The 18,902-nt window shown below is 52.2% G+C and carries 1 protein-coding gene (cut by a window edge); it reads left to right on the forward strand.

Going from position 1 to position 18,902, the window contains the following annotated elements:
• Positions 1-18,902 carry the 5' portion of a non-ribosomal peptide synthase/polyketide synthase gene (locus tag MKX36_RS10865; protein ID WP_340864649.1) on the forward strand. Its footprint extends 23,479 nt past the window's final position, so only the first 18,902 of its 42,381 coding nucleotides appear in the window; the start codon lies at positions 1-3; its stop codon lies off the right edge, out of view.

The following is an 18,902-nucleotide window of genomic DNA, read 5'->3' on the forward strand; positions in this document are numbered from 1 at the left end:
ATGACACAGCAAGATGTTCAATTGTTTTCCTTAAGCCAGCCACAGCAACGTATTTGGTATACGGAGCTTTTGTATCCTCATCGGAACACTTCAACCATTATCGGTACTGTAAAAATCAGAGGAACTGTTCGTATAGAGGCATTGCAGCAAGCAATGAACCGAGTGATTGCCCAAAACGATTCTTTCCGTATCAAAATCACTGCTCAGGATGGAATCCCATATCAATATGTAGAGCCGTTTACAGCGGAAAATATTGAAACGCTTCAAGTAACCCCGGAAGAAGCGAATGAATGGTTAAAGCGCCATAATCCACAACCGTTCTCATTGTTGGATTCGCAGCTGTACCGATTTGTTATTTTACAGCTAGGGGCAGAAGAAACCTGGTTCAATTTTAAAATGCATCATATAATTTCGGACGGCGTGTCCATGAATCAGGCCATTAATGAAATCACTGGACATTATATGGATATTGTGCATGGTACAGGTCAGGATGCACCGACCAAAGGCAATCCTTATCTAGAGTTTATTCAGGTAGAGCAAAGTTATGAGCAGTCTGATCGCTATCAAAAGGACAAGACGTATTGGACGGAAAAGTTTGCTGATTTGCCAGAGATGACAGGCTTAAAATCATATAACCCGCTGACACTGAGCACAGCTGCACGCCGGGAGAGTTTTATACTGAAGCATGAATTGTATCGTGGTGTTACGGCTTTTTGCGAGGAACATAAAATCAGTATTTTCACGTTCTTCCTGGCGGCTCTGTATATTTATTTGCATAAAGTGACGGGTGAGCAGGACTTAACCGTAGGGACTCTCTATGCCAACCGTACGTCTAAGAAAGAAAAGGATACCATCGGCATGTTCGTCAGCACCGTGGCTACTCGTCTGTTGGTCGAACCGGAATCCGAACTGCTGGCCTTCTTGCAGGGTGTAGGGAAGGAGCAGGCGTCCATTTTGCGGCATCAGCGTTACCCGTACAACAAAATTATTCAAGATTTACGCGAACAGCAAAGTAGTCTGGACATCCAGCGTCTATTTGGGGCATCTATTCAGTACCGTACCTTGAGCTTCTCCCGTTTTGATGAAGCGATTCAGCAGGTGGATAACGATTTCTGCGGAGATACAGTGAATGACTTCGATATTCACATGGTTGAAATGCTGGATGACGATAGACTCGTATTATACCTGGATTATCGTACCGAGCTGTTTAGTGAGCAGGAAATTGCTCGAATTATTCAACAATTTTTGAGTGTGGCGGAGCATATGGTACAGGGCCCACACAAGCGGATAGAGGAATTGTCGCTGATCAGTGAGGAAGAACGGGTGGAAATCGTCGACGTATTCAATGCTACAGCAGTGGAATACCCACACGAAGCAGGCATTCATGAGCTGTTTGAGGAACAGGCGGCACGTACACCGAATCAGACAGCAGTTGTGTCTGACAACGCCCATTTAACTTATGGCGAATTGAATGTAAAAGCCAATCGGCTGGCTCACACGCTGCGCGGGAACGGTGTTACCGCTGAGCGAACTGTAGGTATCGTTGCTGAGCGTTCCGTAGATATGATCGTCGGCATGCTGGCGATTCTCAAAGCGGGCGGCGCATATGTGCCGATTGACCCTGATTATCCGGCTGAACGTGTGCGCTACCTATTGGAAGATTCGGGAGCGGAGTTGCTGCTGGTGCAGCATGCGAAACAGCAACCGGAGGATTACACCGGAATTGTGCTGGATCTGAGCGATGCCGCTGTGTACGGGGCAGAGAATAATCAAGATGCAAATAACATACATGGGGAACAAAACGAAGCTAGTCATGCAGATTTTACCTATTATTCGAATCTGAAAAATGACCTTTTAAAGGAATCTTCTTCGTCTGTCGTAGACAGTACTACTGGAGCACATCCATTTGGTAATCGACTTGCCTATCTTATGTACACTTCGGGTACGACCGGACAGCCTAAAGGGGTTATGGTAGAACACCGCAATGTTGTGCGCTTGGTGAAAAATACAAACTATGCGCAACTGGGTGCTGACACGCGCATTTTGCAAACCGGCGCCGTTGTCTTTGACGCGTCCACCTTCGAAATTTGGGGTGCGTTGCTGAATGGAGGACAGCTTGTACTGGTAAGTCAGGATGTTATTTTGGACGCTCCGAAGCTCAAGGAAGCTGTCCGCAGCCATGGTATTACAACAATGTGGCTGACTGCGCCACTCTTTAACCAGCTATCCCAGCAGGATCTGGAGTTGTTTGAGGGGGTACAAGAACTGTTGGTCGGCGGTGATGTGCTGTCTGTACCGCACATTAACCGGGTGCTTGAGGCTCATCCGTCCCTACGGATTATCAATGGCTATGGCCCGACGGAAAATACAACTTTTTCTACAACTCATGCGATTGCTGGCGTGCAATCGGAAGCAGTGCCGATCGGGCGTCCGATCCACAACTCCACAGCGTATGTCGTAGACCGTTCCATGCAACTTCAGCCTGTGGGGGCATGGGGTGAACTGATCGTCGGCGGCGACGGGGTGGCACGTGGCTACCGGAATCGTCCTGATTTAACAGCTGAAAAGTTCATAGATAGTCCGTTCCGCAGTGGAGAGCGTTGCTACCGTACAGGCGATTTGGTTCGCTGGAATGAGGACGGGACGCTGGAATACAAAGGACGGATCGACGCGCAAGTGAAAATCCGGGGCTACCGGATTGAATTGGGCGAGGTGGAAGCGCAGCTGTTGAAGCTGGAGGCGGTGCAAGAAGCCGTCGTCATTGCACGTGAGGATGAGCAGGGACAAAAACAGCTTTGCGCATATGTGGTCACCCTTGCGGATATTACGGCAAGTGAGCTACGAAGCGCCTTGAGCCAGGAATTGCCAGGTTACATGGTGCCGTCGTATTTTGTACAGATGGAGCAATTGCCGTTGACACCGAATGGCAAGGTGGATCGGCGGGCGTTGCCACAGCCGGAGGGAAGCGTGGATTCCGGCGAGGAGTATGTAGCCGCCCGTAATGAGGTAGAGCGGACATTGGTATCGGTATGGCAATCTGTACTGGGTATCGAACAGATTGGTGTACTGGATAACTTCTTCCATTTGGGAGGCGACTCGATTAAGGCCATCCAGGTGTCTTCGAGATTGCTGCAAAATGGTTACAAGCTGGAAATGAGAGAACTGTTCCAGTATCCAACGATTGCTGAGCTGAACGGACGGGTGCAGCGGGTGACCCGCGTGTCCGATCAAGGAGAAGTCAGAGGAAACGTGGCCTTGACACCGATTCAGCACTGGTTTATTGAACAGCAGCCATCTAATCCTGAGCACTATAACCAGGCTCTGATGCTGCACCGTGAGGATCGTTTGGACGAAACGGCGCTTCATCAAACATTGCAACGCATTGTCGAGCATCATGATGCTTTGCGCATCGTATTCCGCCAAAATGCAGAGGGTGGTTATGAAGCATGGAACCGTGGCGTGCAAGAAGGAGAGCTGTATAACCTCGAAGTGGTGGATTATACCCAGGAGTCTGACTTTGCCCATTTGCTGGAGAGCAAAGCTAGCGAAATTCAAAGTAGCATCCATCTACATGAAGGACCGCTGGTGAAGCTGGGTCTGTTCCGTTGCACCGATGGAGACCATTTGTTGGTAGCGATCCACCATTTGGTGGTCGACGGCGTGTCTTGGCGTATTTTGCTGGAGGATTTGGCATCCGGCTATGAGCAGGCTTTACAGGGCGAGTCTGTCCGTTTGCCGAATAAGACGGATTCCTTCCGCCTGTGGGCAGATCAGCTGTCAGCTTATGCGAACAGCACTGCGTTGGAGAAGGAACGGGCATATTGGGAGCAGGTGGAGCGAGCTGGTGCTGCACAAGAGGCATTGCCTAAGGATTACACTCGTAAATCTCAGGCCAAGCCACAGCTTCGCGATGATCGGACACTGACCGTAGCGTGGACGGTCGAAGAAACGGAACAATTTTTGAAACAAGCCCATCGGGCCTACAATACAGAAGCAAACGACCTGCTGCTCACAGCTCTGGGTACGGCCGTTCAGGAGTGGGCAGGCATCGGTCAGGTGCTTGTGAATCTGGAGGGGCATGGACGGGAAGCCATTTTGCCGGATATGGATATTACGCGCACCGTCGGTTGGTTTACCAGCCAATTTCCAGTGGTCCTGGATATGGGCGAGGACCGGAATGTGGGACAGCGTGTCAAGAACGTCAAGGAAGGGCTACGCCGTTTGCCGCATAAAGGGATTGGATACGGAATTTTGAGATATCTTGCTGACAGGGCAGAAGAAGCCACTTTTGTGGCCGAGCCGGAAATCAGCTTTAACTATCTCGGCCAATTCGATCAGGATTTGAAGCAGAATGCATTCCGCATGTCTCCTTATTCCGTCGGAGCTTCCATGAGTGACACGTTGACCAAGCGGTACGCTCTGGATATCAACGGCATGATCACGGACGGTGCCCTGGAACTGACGATCAGCTACAGCAACAAAATGTTTATGAAAAAATCGATTAAAAAACTGGCTGATCTGCTGCAGGAGAGCTTGCGTGAGGTGTTGGCTCACTGTGTGGCTAAAGAGTTGCCGGAGCTGACCCCAAGCGACTTGTCCTTCCAAGGACTGACGGCTGTAGAGCTGGATCATATTGTAGAGCAGACGGCTGCTGCGGGAGAACTGGAAAACATTTATTCGTTAACCCCTATGCAAAAAGGCATCCTGTTCCACGGCTTCATGGAGCCGCAATCCGGGGCGTACTTTGAGCAGGCGACATTTGATCTGCAAGGCAGCTTCCAAGTGGAGGCTTTTGCTGAAAGCCTCAATCAGCTGGTGGATCGCCATCAAATATTCAGAACAAATTTTTATAGTGGCTGGAATGAGCAGCCTTTACAGGTAGTGTACCGCCATAAAGCGGCTGGATTCCGGTTTGAAGATGTGCGTTCGATGGAACCAGGAGAGCAGGCCGCATACCTTGCTGATTTTGCGGAACGTGACAAAGCGGCAGGCTTTCATTTCAGCTCCGGCGAGCTGATGCGGGTGTCTATTTTACGTACAGGTGAGGAGTCGTACCGTTTTGTGTGGAGCTTCCATCATATTTTGATGGACGGCTGGTGCTTGTTCCTGGTTGTCGGGGAAGCGTTTCATACGTACTTTGCCATCCTTGAAGACCGCAAGCCGGAGCTTGCTCCGGTAACGCCATACAGTGAATATATTGAATGGCTGGATCGACAGGACAACGCGGAGGCAGAACGGTTCTGGAGCGATTATTTTGCGGGCTTTGAGCAGCAGACCGTATTGCCGCAGGTCAAACAGCTGGACGGTCACGCTAAAGCATATGAAGCGGACAAGCTTTCATTTACACTGGGCCGTGAAGTGACGGAGCGGATGAACAAGCTGGTTAAGCAGAAGCAAGTGACAGTCAATACATTCCTGCAAGCAGCGTGGGGCGTTGTGTTACAGCGGTATAACAATAGTCGGGATGTGGTATTTGGCAGTGTCGTATCCGGCAGATCAGCGGATATTCCGGGCATCGACAAAATGATTGGGTTGTTCATTAACACCGTTCCTGTACGGATTCACAGTGAGAAAGAGATGACGTTTGCTGGGCTAATGAAGCAGATTCAGGAGCAGGCACTGGCTTCCCGTGCCTATGAAACCTATCCGTTGTATGAAATTCAGGCCCTGACCGAGCAGAAGCAGGACCTGGTGAACCATATTATCGTGTTTGAAAACTACCCCGTGGAACAGCGCATGGAGCAGATGGGTAGCCGCGGGAACAATGGCTTTACGATTGCCAATGCTTCCATGTCAGAGCAAACAAACTATGATTTCAACATCACCGTGGTGCCAGGCGATGAAATCCATGTCCATTTGGAGTACAACGCGCAGGTGTTGGAACGTACAGCTGTAGAGCAAATCCGTGAGCATTTGCTGCATATGATTGAAGAAGCGATTCACCGACCAGATGCACTGGTGGATGAGCTTGAGCTGGTGACTGCTGCGGAAAAAGCGAAAATCATCGATGGTTTTGGATCAGTAGGCGTAGCTGCATGGAGTGATGAAAAGGAATCGGAATTGTTGTTCCACGCCTATGTGGAAGAACAAGCGCAGCTTGTGCCGGATCATGTGGCCGTTGTATACGAGGAGCGGCAGCTTACGTACCGCGAGTTGAACGAGCGTGCGAACCAACTGGCCCGTAGATTGCGGAATGAGGGCATTGGACGTGAATCGATTGTCGGCATTTTGAGTGAGCGCTCGGTAGACATGCTGATTGGCGTACTGGCGGTGTGGAAGGCTGGAGGCGCCTATGTACCACTGGATGCAGACTATCCGTCCGAACGGATTCGTTTCATGCTCGAGGACAGTGGTGCGACGGTGTTGCTCACGCAAACCGGTTTGCAGGAGCGAGCTCAAGCATGGCTCGCGGAAAGCCGGCTGGCCTTGGTCGGAGGGCAGACTGAGGTTGAACTGGAAACAGCGGCTGGTGCTGAAATGATGGAAAGAGACCGCCTGAATGAAGGCGTAAGCTTGAAAGCAGATTCGAAGTCTGACAGCGAAGCAGCATCCGAACCGGCAACAGGGCTGCGTCTGCGTACTGTATTGGCACTGGACGATGAGTCGCTGTACACCGGGGATACCACGGATATTGAACGTATCAACGAGCCGCAAGACTTGGCGTATGTGATCTATACGTCCGGTACAACGGGGCGTCCAAAAGGCGTCATGATCGAGCATCGCAGCTTGGTGAATACGGCTGCCGCGTATCGCCGGGATTACCGTCTGAACCAGTTCCCGGTACGTCTGCTGCAACTGGCGAGCTTCTCCTTCGACGTGTTCGTCGGCGATATTGCACGGACGCTCTATAACGGGGGCACGATGGTCATCTGTCCGAAAGAGGATCGCATTGATCCAAGCCGTCTGTACGGCTGGATTCGTGATTATCAAATCACCGTGTTCGAATCGACTCCGGCTCTGATCGTACCGTTTATGCAGCATGTGCATGAACACGGGCTGGACATGAGCAGTCTGGAACTGCTGATCACGAGCTCAGACAGCTGTAGCGTGACGGACTACCGAGTGCTGCAAGAACGGTTTGGTGCGGACATCCGCATTATTAACAGCTATGGCGTCACGGAAGCGGCAATTGACTCCAGCTTCTACGACGAAGAGCTGTCAAAGCTGCCAAGCAGTGGGAATGTGCCGATTGGTCAGGCATGGCTGAACGCACGCTTCTACATCGTGGACAGCCAGCTGAATCCAGTGTCGATTGGCGTACTGGGTGAGCTGTGCATCGGCGGCATCGGGGTCGCACGGGGATACCTGAACCGTGCGGACCTGACAGCCGAGAAATTCGTAGCGAACCCGTACGTGCCGGGTGAACGACTGTATCGCACCGGCGACTTGGCGCGGTGGATGCCAGACGGCAATGTAGACTTTATCGGCCGGATGGACTATCAGGTCAAAATCCGGGGCTATCGGATCGAGCTGGGCGAGATTGAAACGGCGATCCAGCGGGTACCGGGTGTGCGTCAAGCTGTAGTCATCGACCGGACGGACGAGCGTGGACACAAGTATTTGTGCGGATACATCACGGGAGAAGCCGAGCTGCGGATCGAGGAAGTACAGGCCGCGCTGGAAGCCGGACTGCCAGCGCACATGGTGCCAGCACGGCTCATGCGACTGGAGACGATCCCGCTGACCAGCAACGGCAAAATCGACCGCAAGGCCCTGCCAGAGCCAGAAGGCAGCATCCATACGGGAGCAGCCTATGTGGCACCGCGTACTACGGTGGAGCAGGTACTGGCTGCGGTATGGGCCGCAGTGCTTGGCGTGGATGCCGTAGGCACGCAGGATAACTTCTTTGAGCTTGGCGGCGATTCGATCAAGGCCTTGCAAGTATCCTCCCGCTTGCTGCAAGCAGGTTATCGACTGAACATGAAAGACCTCTTCAGCCATCCGACGGTAGCGGCACTCAGTCCATTACTTCGTACCGATGGCAAGGTGGCCAGTCAGGAAGAGGTCGTAGGCCAGGTGGAACTGACACCTATTCAGCGCTGGTTCTTCGAGCAGCAGCCGGCTGATCTGCACCACAGCAACCAGGCGATGATGCTGTACCGAGCTGGGGGCTTTGACGTCGAAGCGCTGCGCCGTACGATGGACCGTATGGTCCAGCATCATGACGCATTGCGCACGGTATTCCGTGAGACGGAGCAAGGCTATGTTGCTTGGAACCGCAGTGTAGAGGAAGGCGAGCTATACACGCTGGACATTGTAGATTTCAGCAGAGTGGAAGATGAATCCAGCGCTATCGAAGCCAAGGCGAGTGAAATTCAAGCCAGCATTCATTTGAGCGAGGGTCCGCTGGTGAAGCTCGGTCTGTTCCATTGCGCGGAGGGCGACCATGTATTAATCGTCATTCATCATTTGGTGGTGGACGGTGTATCATGGCGTATTTTGCTGGAGGATTTGGCATCCGGTTATGAGCAGGCTGTTGCAGGTCAAACCGGCACAGCTATTCGGCTGCCGCATAAAACAGATTCGTTCCAGGTATGGGCCAAACAACTGTCAGCCTACGCCAACAGTGCAACGATGGAGCAGGAGCTGGCTTACTGGCAGCATATCGAACAAGCCGAAGCAAGCCTTGCGAAGCCTTTGCCGAAGGATTTTGCGAATGATAATGCACGGCTGGGAGACAGTGAGGTGGTGACGGTCCGCTGGACGAAGCAGGAGACTGAGCAGCTGCTCAAACAAGCTCATCGTGCGTACAACACGGAAATGAATGACCTGTTGCTGGCGGCGCTTGGAAAAGCGGTGTATGACTGGTCGGGTTCCGAACGGGTACTGGTCAATCTGGAGGGCCATGGACGGGAAGCCATTGTACCGGATGTGGATATTACGCGTACGGTCGGCTGGTTTACAAGCCAGTTCCCGGTTGTCCTGGATGGAAGTCTGGGACAAGGGGGACATACTGCTCGTCTGATCAAGCGGACCAAGGAAGGGCTGCGTCATATTCCGCAAAAAGGCATCGGCTATGGCATTTTACGCTACCTGTCGGATCTAAATGTGCTAGAGAAAGCAGGCGTGCAGTTACAGGCTCAACCTGAAATCAGTTTTAACTATTTGGGCCAATTCGATCAGGATTATAAAGGCAACGATTTACAGCCTTCATCCTATTCCATCGGTGTGCCTGTCAGCACGAACGCGACTATGGATTTTGCGCTGGATATCAACGGATTAATCGAGGATGGCGAGTTGGTGTTCACGATCCGCTACGGTACAACGCAGTTCCGTCATGAAACGATTGCACGGCTGGGAGAGCTGCTGGCATCTGGCTTGCGTGAGCTGATTCATCATTGCGTCACCCAAGAAAGAACAGTGCTGACTCCAAGTGATGTGCTGTTAAACCATGTAACGCTGGACGAACTGGAGCAATTGGTGGAAGATACGCGAGATCTGGGCGAGCTGGAAAATGTGTATGCTTTGACACCGATGCAAAAGGGTATGCTCTTTTTCAGCCTGATGGATGAGAATTCGGCGGCTTATTTTGAGCAGGCATCCTTTGAGTTGAATGGGCGCTTCGATGTGGTTACTTTCGGTAAGAGCTTGGATCTGCTCGTACAGCGTCATGAGGCCCTGCGGACGAACTTTATCAACTCATGGAAGGATGAGCCTGTACAGGTCGTCTTCCGCAATCGCAGCGGACAATTATACTATGAAGACCTGCGCGGACTGGAAAAAGAAGAACGTAAAGCACGTGTTGAGGCATTTACCCTTGCCGATAAAGCGAAAGGATTCCATCTCGCGGAGGACGCACTCCTTCGTATCTCAATCCTACAAACCGGGGATGAAACGTATCACTTTATTTGGAGCTTCCATCACATTTTGATGGATGGCTGGTGCTTGTCCTTTATGACCCAGGAAGTATTCGGTAGCTATCTGGCCCTGCGTGCGGGTGATGAGCCAGTGCTGGAGCCAGTCACGCCGTTCAGCCGATTTATCGAATGGCTGGAGCGTCAGGATCGTGAGGCAGCCCTGCAATACTGGCGTGGGTATCTGGCGGACTACGAGCAGCAAATTACGCTTCCACAGCAAAAAGCACAGCCGAAATCGATGCAAGACGGGGAATATATCGCTGAAGATCTGGATTGCGAATTCCAGCCAGAGCTGGTTGCCCAGATCGAACGGGTGGCGAAGCAAAATCAGGTGACGATCAACACGCTGATTCAGACCGTATGGGGCGTTCTGTTGCAGAAGTATAACAACAGTACGGATGTCGTGTTCGGCAGTGTTGTATCCGGCCGTCCAGGGGATATTCCAGGTGTGGAGCACATGATCGGGCTATTTATCAATACAATTCCAGTGCGTGTGCAGTCTGAACCAGGCGAAAGCTTTGTTGAGCTGATGAAACGAACACAGCGGCAGGCGCTGGCTTCCAATGCTTACGATGCGTTCCCTCTGTATGAAATCCAGGCACTGACCGAGCAGAAGCAGGATTTAATCAACCATATTATGATATTTGAGAATTATCCGGTGGAGCAGCAGGTAGAGCAACTGGGCAGTGATGGACAGGATCCCTTCACAATTTCAAACGTGGTGTCTACAGAGGAAACCAACTACGATCTGAACGTTGTCGTGATGCCAGGTGAAGGCATCAAGATTCGTTTTATGTATAACACGCTCAGCTTTGATCAAGCAGGTATTGAGCGCCTGTATGGACATTTTGCGCGCCTGTTGGAGCAAATTTCGCTCAACCCGCATGTTCGGGTGGAAGAGCTGGAACTACTCACAGCAGCGGAAAAACAGCAAATTACAGCGGCCTTTAATGATACCGCTTGTGCATTTCCGTCTCATCAGACGATCCATCAGCTGTTTGAAGAACAGGTGGCACAGACACCGGATCAGGTGGCACTGGTGTTTGGACATCAGCGTCTGACGTATCGGGAGCTGAATGAACGGGCGAATTCGCTGGCACGAGTGCTTCAAGCACAGGGAGTAGGACCTGACAAACTGGTCGGTCTGATGGTACAGCGCTCCGTGGAAATGATCGTAGGTCTGCTGGCTGTGCTAAAAGCAGGCGGTGCTTATGTGCCGATTGATCCCGAATTTCCGTCCTCACGCATTGCATACATGCTGGAAGACAGCGAGGCCGCAGTGCTTCTGACCCGTCGTGATTTGGCAGAAGAGCACCATTGCCACGCCAATGCCCTATTTCTTGAGGATGCGGCATTGTACCAGGGAGAAAGCAGTAACCTGGAATCGATTGCCAGACCAGAGCATTTGGCTTACGTCATCTATACCTCTGGTTCGACTGGAAATCCGAAAGGAGTTATGCTCCAGCATCGCTCCGTCCTCAACTTTATTACCGGGATGCGCGAAGTCATTGACTTTGAAACGAGCAAAACGATGTTGTCACTGACGACGATTTCATTCGATATTTTCGTTTTGGAGACTATTCTGCCCCTGTTGGGTGGAATGACGGTGGTGCTTGGCGACCACCAGCATCAGGTGAATCCTCAGGCGCTGGGTGAATTGATTGCTCATCATCATATTGAAATGTTGCAAATGACGCCGTCCCGGTTGCAAATGCTGCTGGGTCATGAAGCAGGCTCCCGCGCGTTGCAAGGCGTGAAGGCTATTATGGTCGGGGGCGAAGCCCTGCCGTCCAAGCTGCTTGCAGCACTGCAAGAAATCAACGGTCCCCGTATTTATAACATGTACGGACCTACAGAAACGACGGTGTGGTCGACCGTGCAGGAACTGACCCATGCTCAACAAATTAACATCGGACGTCCTATCGCGAATACCCAAATATATATCTTGAATGCGAATGGGGAATTGCAGCCCGTCGGTGTGCCGGGTGAGTTATGTATTGCCGGGGAAGGCTTGGCTCGCGGGTACTGGAAACGTGAAGAACTGACGGCCGAGAAATTTGTAAATCATCCGTTCGCTGATGACAAGGCAGGCCATGAGCGAATGTATCGTACAGGCGATTTGGCGAGATGGATGCCGGACGGTAACATTGAATATTTGGGGCGGATGGATCACCAGATTAAAATCCGGGGCTACCGGATCGAACTGGGCGAGATCGAATCGCAGCTGCTGCAGGTGGAGTCCGTACAAGAAGCAGTCATCATGGCCCGCACGGACGAAACAGGTCAAACCCAGCTCGTGGCGTACTACGTGGCAAGTCAAGAGCTTGGAGCTAATGAGCTGAGACAAAAGCTGGGACAAGCGCTGCCAAACTATATGGTGCCGTCGTATTTCATCTGGTTGGAGCAGATGCCGCTGACACCGAACGGCAAAATCGACCGCAAGTCCCTGCCAGCACCGGAAGGCAGTCTACACAGCGGTGCAGAGTATGCAGCGCCACGAATGGTAACGGAACGGACACTCGTAGCGATCTGGCAGTCCATCCTGGGCGTGCCCACTGTCGGGATTTTGGACAATTTCTTTGATCTGGGCGGCGATTCGATCAAGGCGATTCAAATCGTATCGCGTGCGTTCCAGGCAGGCTACAAGCTGGACATGAAGGATTTGTTCCGCTACCCAACCGTCGCAACACTGGCACCGCATATGCACGAGGTAAGTCGTAGGGTAGATCAGGGAGAAGTGAGCGGGGAAACAACTTTGTCTCCGATCCAGCATGGGTTCTTTGCCCAAAAGCAAGTAGACGCACATCACTTTAATCAGGCGGTGATGCTGCACCGGGAGCAGGGTTTTGATGAGTCCGCTTTGCGTCAGGCACTTGGCAAACTCACAGCGCATCATGATGCTCTGCGGATGGTGTTCAGCAAGACCGAGCAAGGCTATGAAGCCTGGAACCGCGGAGTACAGGAAGGCGAGCTGTATCACCTGGACGTGGTGGACTTTACGAACTTGACGGATGAAGCCACGCTCAGCGCAGCTATTGAGGCGAAAGCTAGTGAAATTCAAAGCAGTATCCAGCTGCATGAAGGGCCGCTGTTGAAGGCTGGTTTGTTCCACAGTGCGGATGGGGACCATCTGTTGATGGTAATTCACCATTTGGTCGTGGACGGGGTATCATGGCGCATTTTGTTCGAAGATTTAGCTGTAGCCTATGAACAGGCCATCCGTGAAGAGACGCTCCAGTTACCAGACAAAACAGATTCATTCCATTCCTGGTCACAAAAACTTTCCGTCTATGCGAATAGCGCAGCCATGGACAGCGAATACGCCTACTGGGAGCAATGGAACGCTGCTGCTTTGGCTGACCAAGTACGTTTGCCTGAGGATCAAGCGCAGACCGAACCGTTTACCTGGGCTGACACGGATACCGTGGTCTTCCAGCTTACGGAAGAAGAGACAGAAAAACTATTGAAGCAAGCACACCGCGCGTACAACACGGAAGTGAACGATTTGCTGCTGACTGCACTAGGCATGACGCTGTACACGTGGACGGGGCATGAACGCAGCCTGATTCATTTAGAGGGACACGGACGGGAGAACATTTTGCCGGATACGGACATTTCTCGTACGGTAGGCTGGTTTACGAGTCCATATCCGGTGCTGCTGGATATCGGTCGTGGTCATGCTTTGTCGGATCGAATCAAACAGGTCAAAGAGAGCCTGCGTCTTATTCCGAATAAAGGAATGGGTTATGGAATCTGGAGATTTTTGAGTGAATCCGGTCAAACCGTTGGTCAGCCAGCAGATGCGCTGAACCTTGGTCAACATCAAGCTTTTGCCGAGCCACAAGTAAGCTTTAACTACCTCGGACAGTTGGATCAGGACTTGCCAAACAGCGATATCCATATGTCTCCTTACTCGATGGGATCGGTCGTTAGTGACCGGACGAAGTTGAAATATGCACTCGATGTGAGTGGAATCGTCACGAACGGCATCCTGGAACTCGACATTCGGTATAACGGCAAAGCCTTCCGTAAGGATACGGTCCAAATGTTAGCCAACCTGCTGAAAGCCAATCTGCTTGAAGTGATCGAGCATTGTGTGACACGGGAGCAGGCCGAATTGACTCCAAGTGATGTGCTGTTTAAAGGCCTGACCCTGGAGCAATTCGATACGATTAAGGCGCAGACCAAGACGGTTGGGGAATTGGAAAATGTGTACCCATTGACCCCCATGCAAAAGGGGATGCTGTTCCACAGTCTGATGAATGCAGAAACAGGCGTGTATTTTGAGCAGGCAACCTTTGACCTTGAGGGCCACTTTGTACCATCCATATTCCAGGAAAGCCTAAAGCTGCTGGTTAGCCGGCATGCGATATTACGGACGAATTTCTACAGCGGCTGGCATGGTCAACCCTTGCAAATCGTCTATCGTCATAAAGATCCGAGCTTCCGTTATGAGGATGTCAGAGGGCGTAAACACGCTGTAGCTGAATTTGTGTCTCAGGATAAAGCCAAAGGCTTTGATTTAACCAAGGATGCGCTCATGCGCGTAGCCGTCTTCCGCACGGGTGATCGCTCATACCGTTTTGTATGGAGCTTCCATCATATCGTAATGGATGGCTGGTGCCTGTCACTAATGACAGACGAAGTATTTAGTGCATATTTTGCCTTGCTGGAGAACAAGCAGCCAGAACTCGCACCTGTCAAGCCGTATAGTGACTATATCGAATGGTTGGAACACCAAGATGCACAGGAAGCATCTCGTTATTGGAGTGACTATTTGGCAGGTTTTGAGCAGCAAACCTTGTTGCCTAGTGAGAACTCGCAGGCTTCTGAAGCAGAGTGGGACAAAGATTCAGACAGAAGCGGTCAAAGTTCAAATTCCGGCTATGTTTTGGAAAAGCTGCCATTTATGTTGGGTAAAGAACGGAGTGCCGCCTTAAACCAAATGGCCAAGCAACAACATGTCACGATTAACACATTGCTGCAAAGCGTGTGGGGCGTTATTTTACAGAAATACAATAATCATCAGGATGTTGTGTTTGGTAGTGTGGTATCCGGTCGTCCGGCAGAAATTCCGGGTGTGGAGAGCATGATCGGTTTGTTTATCAACACGATTCCGGTACGCATATGCAGTGCACCGGATGCTACATTTGCTGACGTATTGCAGCGTACGCAGGAACAGGCTCTGGCCTCCAGTGTCTATGACACGTTCCCGCTCTACGACATTCAGGCACGGACTGAACAAAAACAAGACCTGATCAATCACATCATGGTCTTTGAAAACTATCCCATCGGGCAGCAGATGAAGCAGATGGGCGGTTCCGGCGAAGCGGACGCACACACAGGCTTCTCCATTGCTAATGTGGAACTTACAGAGCAAACCAACTACGATTTTAACCTGATTGTCGTACCTGATGAGGATATCTCTATCCTGCTCGAATACAATGCGCTGGTGTATAACCAGTCTGCAATGGAGCGTATCTATGGTCATATCAACCACGTCATCGGACAAATCGTAGACAACCCGGATATCCGTGTGAATGAGCTGGCATTGGTGACAGCGGAAGAGCAGGCACAGATCGTCCAGGTGTGGGGAGATACGGCGGCAGCCTATCCGCAGGACCAGACGCTAAGCAGTCTGTTTGAGCAGCAGGCAGCGAATATACCGGAGCAAGTGGCGGTGTTGTGCGGAGCGGAGTCGTTGACCTACCGTGAGCTGAACGAGCGAGCTAACCGACTCGCACGCATCTTGCGTGCCGAAGGGGTTGAACCAGATCAGCCCGTGGGTATTCTGGTCCACCGTTCATTGGACATGATCGTGGGCATCTACGCGATCCTGAAGGCAGGCGGGGCCTATGTGCCGATCGATCCAGAATATCCGGCTGACCGCATCCGCTTTATGCTGGAGGACTCGGGCGCGAAGCTGGTGCTGGCACAAGCGCATCTGGCGGAGCAAGCCTCGCTGAGTTTCGACGGCCAGGTACTGGTACTGGATCGTCAGGACATCTATCACGAAGACAGTTCAAATCTAGAGCCCCTGGCTGGACCGCACCATGTCGCCTATGTCATTTATACCTCTGGCTCCACGGGAAAACCGAAGGGCGTGATGGTGGAGCACCATTCCGTGCTGAACCGAATTTTGTGGATGCATAATCGCTACGGCTTGAGTGCAGAAGATACGATTCTGCAAAAGACCGCCTTCACCTTCGACGTGTCGGTGTGGGAGCTGTTCTGGTGGTCAATGGTCGGCTCGAAGGTAAGCCTGTTGTCGGTCGGCGGGGAAAAGAACCCGGAAGACATCGTGGACACGATTGCCCGCGACGGTGTGAGCACGATGCACTTTGTACCCGCCATGCTGCATGCGTTCCTGGAGTATGTGGAGCAGCAGCCACGAGAAGTGATGCAAGCGAAGCTGGGCACGCTGCGCCATGTCTTTGCCAGTGGTGAAGCGTTGCCGCCACAGCATGTGGCCCGGTTCCAGCGGCTCGTGTCGAGCCTGGCCGGAGCGAAGGTGGTCAACCTGTATGGACCAACCGAAGCGACGGTGGACGTATCGTACTTTGATTGCGAGCCGGATGAGGAATATGCAGTGATTCCGATCGGGAAACCGATTCAGAATATCCGTCTGTACATTGTGAAGGAAGGCACGGAGCAATTGCAGCCGATTGGGGTTGCAGGGGAACTGTGTATTGGTGGTGTCGGCGTAGCCCGCGGTTACCTGAACCGTCCGGAGCTGACGGCCGAGAAATTTGTGAAAGATCCGTTTGCTGGCGGGGAAGCAGGCTATGAACGGATGTACCGCACCGGCGATTTGGCGAGATGGATGCCGGACGGGAACATTGAGTATCTGGGCCGGATCGACCATCAGGTGAAAATCCGGGGGTACCGGATTGAACTGGGCGAGGTCGAAACACAGCTGCTTCAAGTGGAATTGGTACGAGAAGCGGTGGTTATGGCTCGTACGGATGAAACGGGTCAAAAACAAATGGTCGCCTACTATGTTGCGGGGCAAGAAATCGGAGCCAGCGAGCTGAGAAGTGAGCTGGGCCGAGAATTGCCAAGCTACATGGTCCCATCGTACTTTGTACAGCTGGAGCAAATGCCGCTAAGTCCCAACGGCAAAATCGACCGCAAGGCCTTGCCGGCACCGGAAGGCAGCCTGCAAACCGGAGCCGACTATGCAGAGCCGCGTACGGTGCAAGAACGCGCGCTGGTCGCGGTCTGGCAGTCCGTACTGGGACTACAGACGGTCGGTATTTTGGACAATTTCTTTGATCTGGGCGGCGATTCCATCAAAGCCATCCAAATCGCATCCCGTGCGTTCCAGGCCGGCTATAAGCTGGACATGAAGGATTTGTTCCAATATCCGACAGTTGCAGCCCTGGCACCGCATATGCATGAGGTCCGTCGTATGGCCAATCAAGAAGAAGTCAGCGGGGAAACTGCTTTGCTACCGATCCAGCATTGGTTCTTTGCGCAGGAGCGCGAGCGTCCACAGCACTTTAATCAAGCGGTCATGCTCTATCGCGCCGAGGGATTTGAGGAGACGGCGGTTCGTAAGGTTATGGATCACCTCGTGAAGCATCATGATGCGCTTCGTACAGTTTTCCGTCAGACTTCCGCTGGTTATACGGCTTGGACACGGGCTGTAGAGGAAGGCACGCTGTATACGCTGGAAACAGTGGACTACCGTAAACAGGAAAACTATGCGGAAGCGCTGGAAGCGAAGGCAACGGAAATTCAAAGCAGCATGGACCTGTCCGCAGGACCGTTGGTGAAGCTGGGAAGGTTCCGTACAGCCGAAGGCGACCATCTGCTGATCGCCATTCACCACTTGGTGGTGGACGGAGTGTCGTGGCGGATTCTGTTCGAAGATTTCTCGACAGGCTACGAGCAGGCGATCAAGGGTGAGCCTGTACGATTGCCTTATAAAACAGATTCCTTCCAAACTTGGGCACAGGAGTTATCTTCTTACGCCAACCGTCCTGAGGCTGCCTCGGATGAAGTTTATTGGAAGCAGCTGGAACAGGCCAAAGCGGAAGCTACGCCGCTGCCTAAGGATTTTGCCTATGAAGGCTCCTTGAACGCAGACAGCGAAGTGCTGACCGTAGCGTGGACCGAAGCTGAAACCGAGCAACTGCTGAAGCAGGCTCATCGCGCCTACAACACCGAGGTCAATGATTTGCTGCTGACTGCGCTGGGACTCGCGATGCACCGCTGGACAGGCGCAGGCCATGTGCTGGTGAATCTGGAGGGACACGGCCGGGAAACGATCCTGCCAGAGGTGGATATTACGCGTACGATCGGCTGGTTTACGAGCTTGTATCCGGTGTTGTTGGAGACCAGCAAGGAAATGACACTGGCTCAGCGAATTAAAGAAACGAAGGAAGGCTTGCGCCGGATTCCGCATAAAGGGCTGACCTATGGCATTTGGCGCTACTTGTCCCCTACGTTCGGAACAGGTGAAGCGCGTGCGATTGCAGAACCGGAAATCAGCTTTAACTACTTGGGGCAGGTGGATCAGGATCTGCAAAACAGTGGAATCACGTTGTCGTCCTACCATGCAGGGGAGACAGAGGATGCCCATTCCCGCTTGCCGTACACGCTGGATTTAAACGCGATGATCTCGGAAGGCACGCTGTGTTTGACAATTGCTTACAGCCGTAAGCAGTATCGTAAAGAAACGCTGGAGCGTGTGGCGGGACTGCTGCAATCCGCTTTGCAAGAGGTCATTGCGCATTGCACCGCTCAGGAACAACCGGAACTGACGCCAAGTGATGTATCCTTCAAAGGTCTGACGACTGGAGAGCTGGAACAGATTGCGGAACAGGCGGCACGTATCGGTGAGCTGGAAAATGTATACGCACTGACACCGATGCAAAAGGGCATGCTCTTTTACAATCTGATGGATTCGCAATCGGGAGCGTATTTTGAACAGGCCTCCTTTGATCTGCGCGGACATTTTAATATTGCTGCATTTGCGGCCAGTTTGGATGTCTTGGTGCAGCGGCATACGGTATTGCGCACGAACTTCTACAGCGGCTG

It is taken from the genome of Paenibacillus sp. FSL W8-0439 (genome assembly GCF_038008995.1).
In the GTDB taxonomy this organism is placed as follows: domain Bacteria; phylum Bacillota; class Bacilli; order Paenibacillales; family Paenibacillaceae; genus Paenibacillus; species Paenibacillus polymyxa.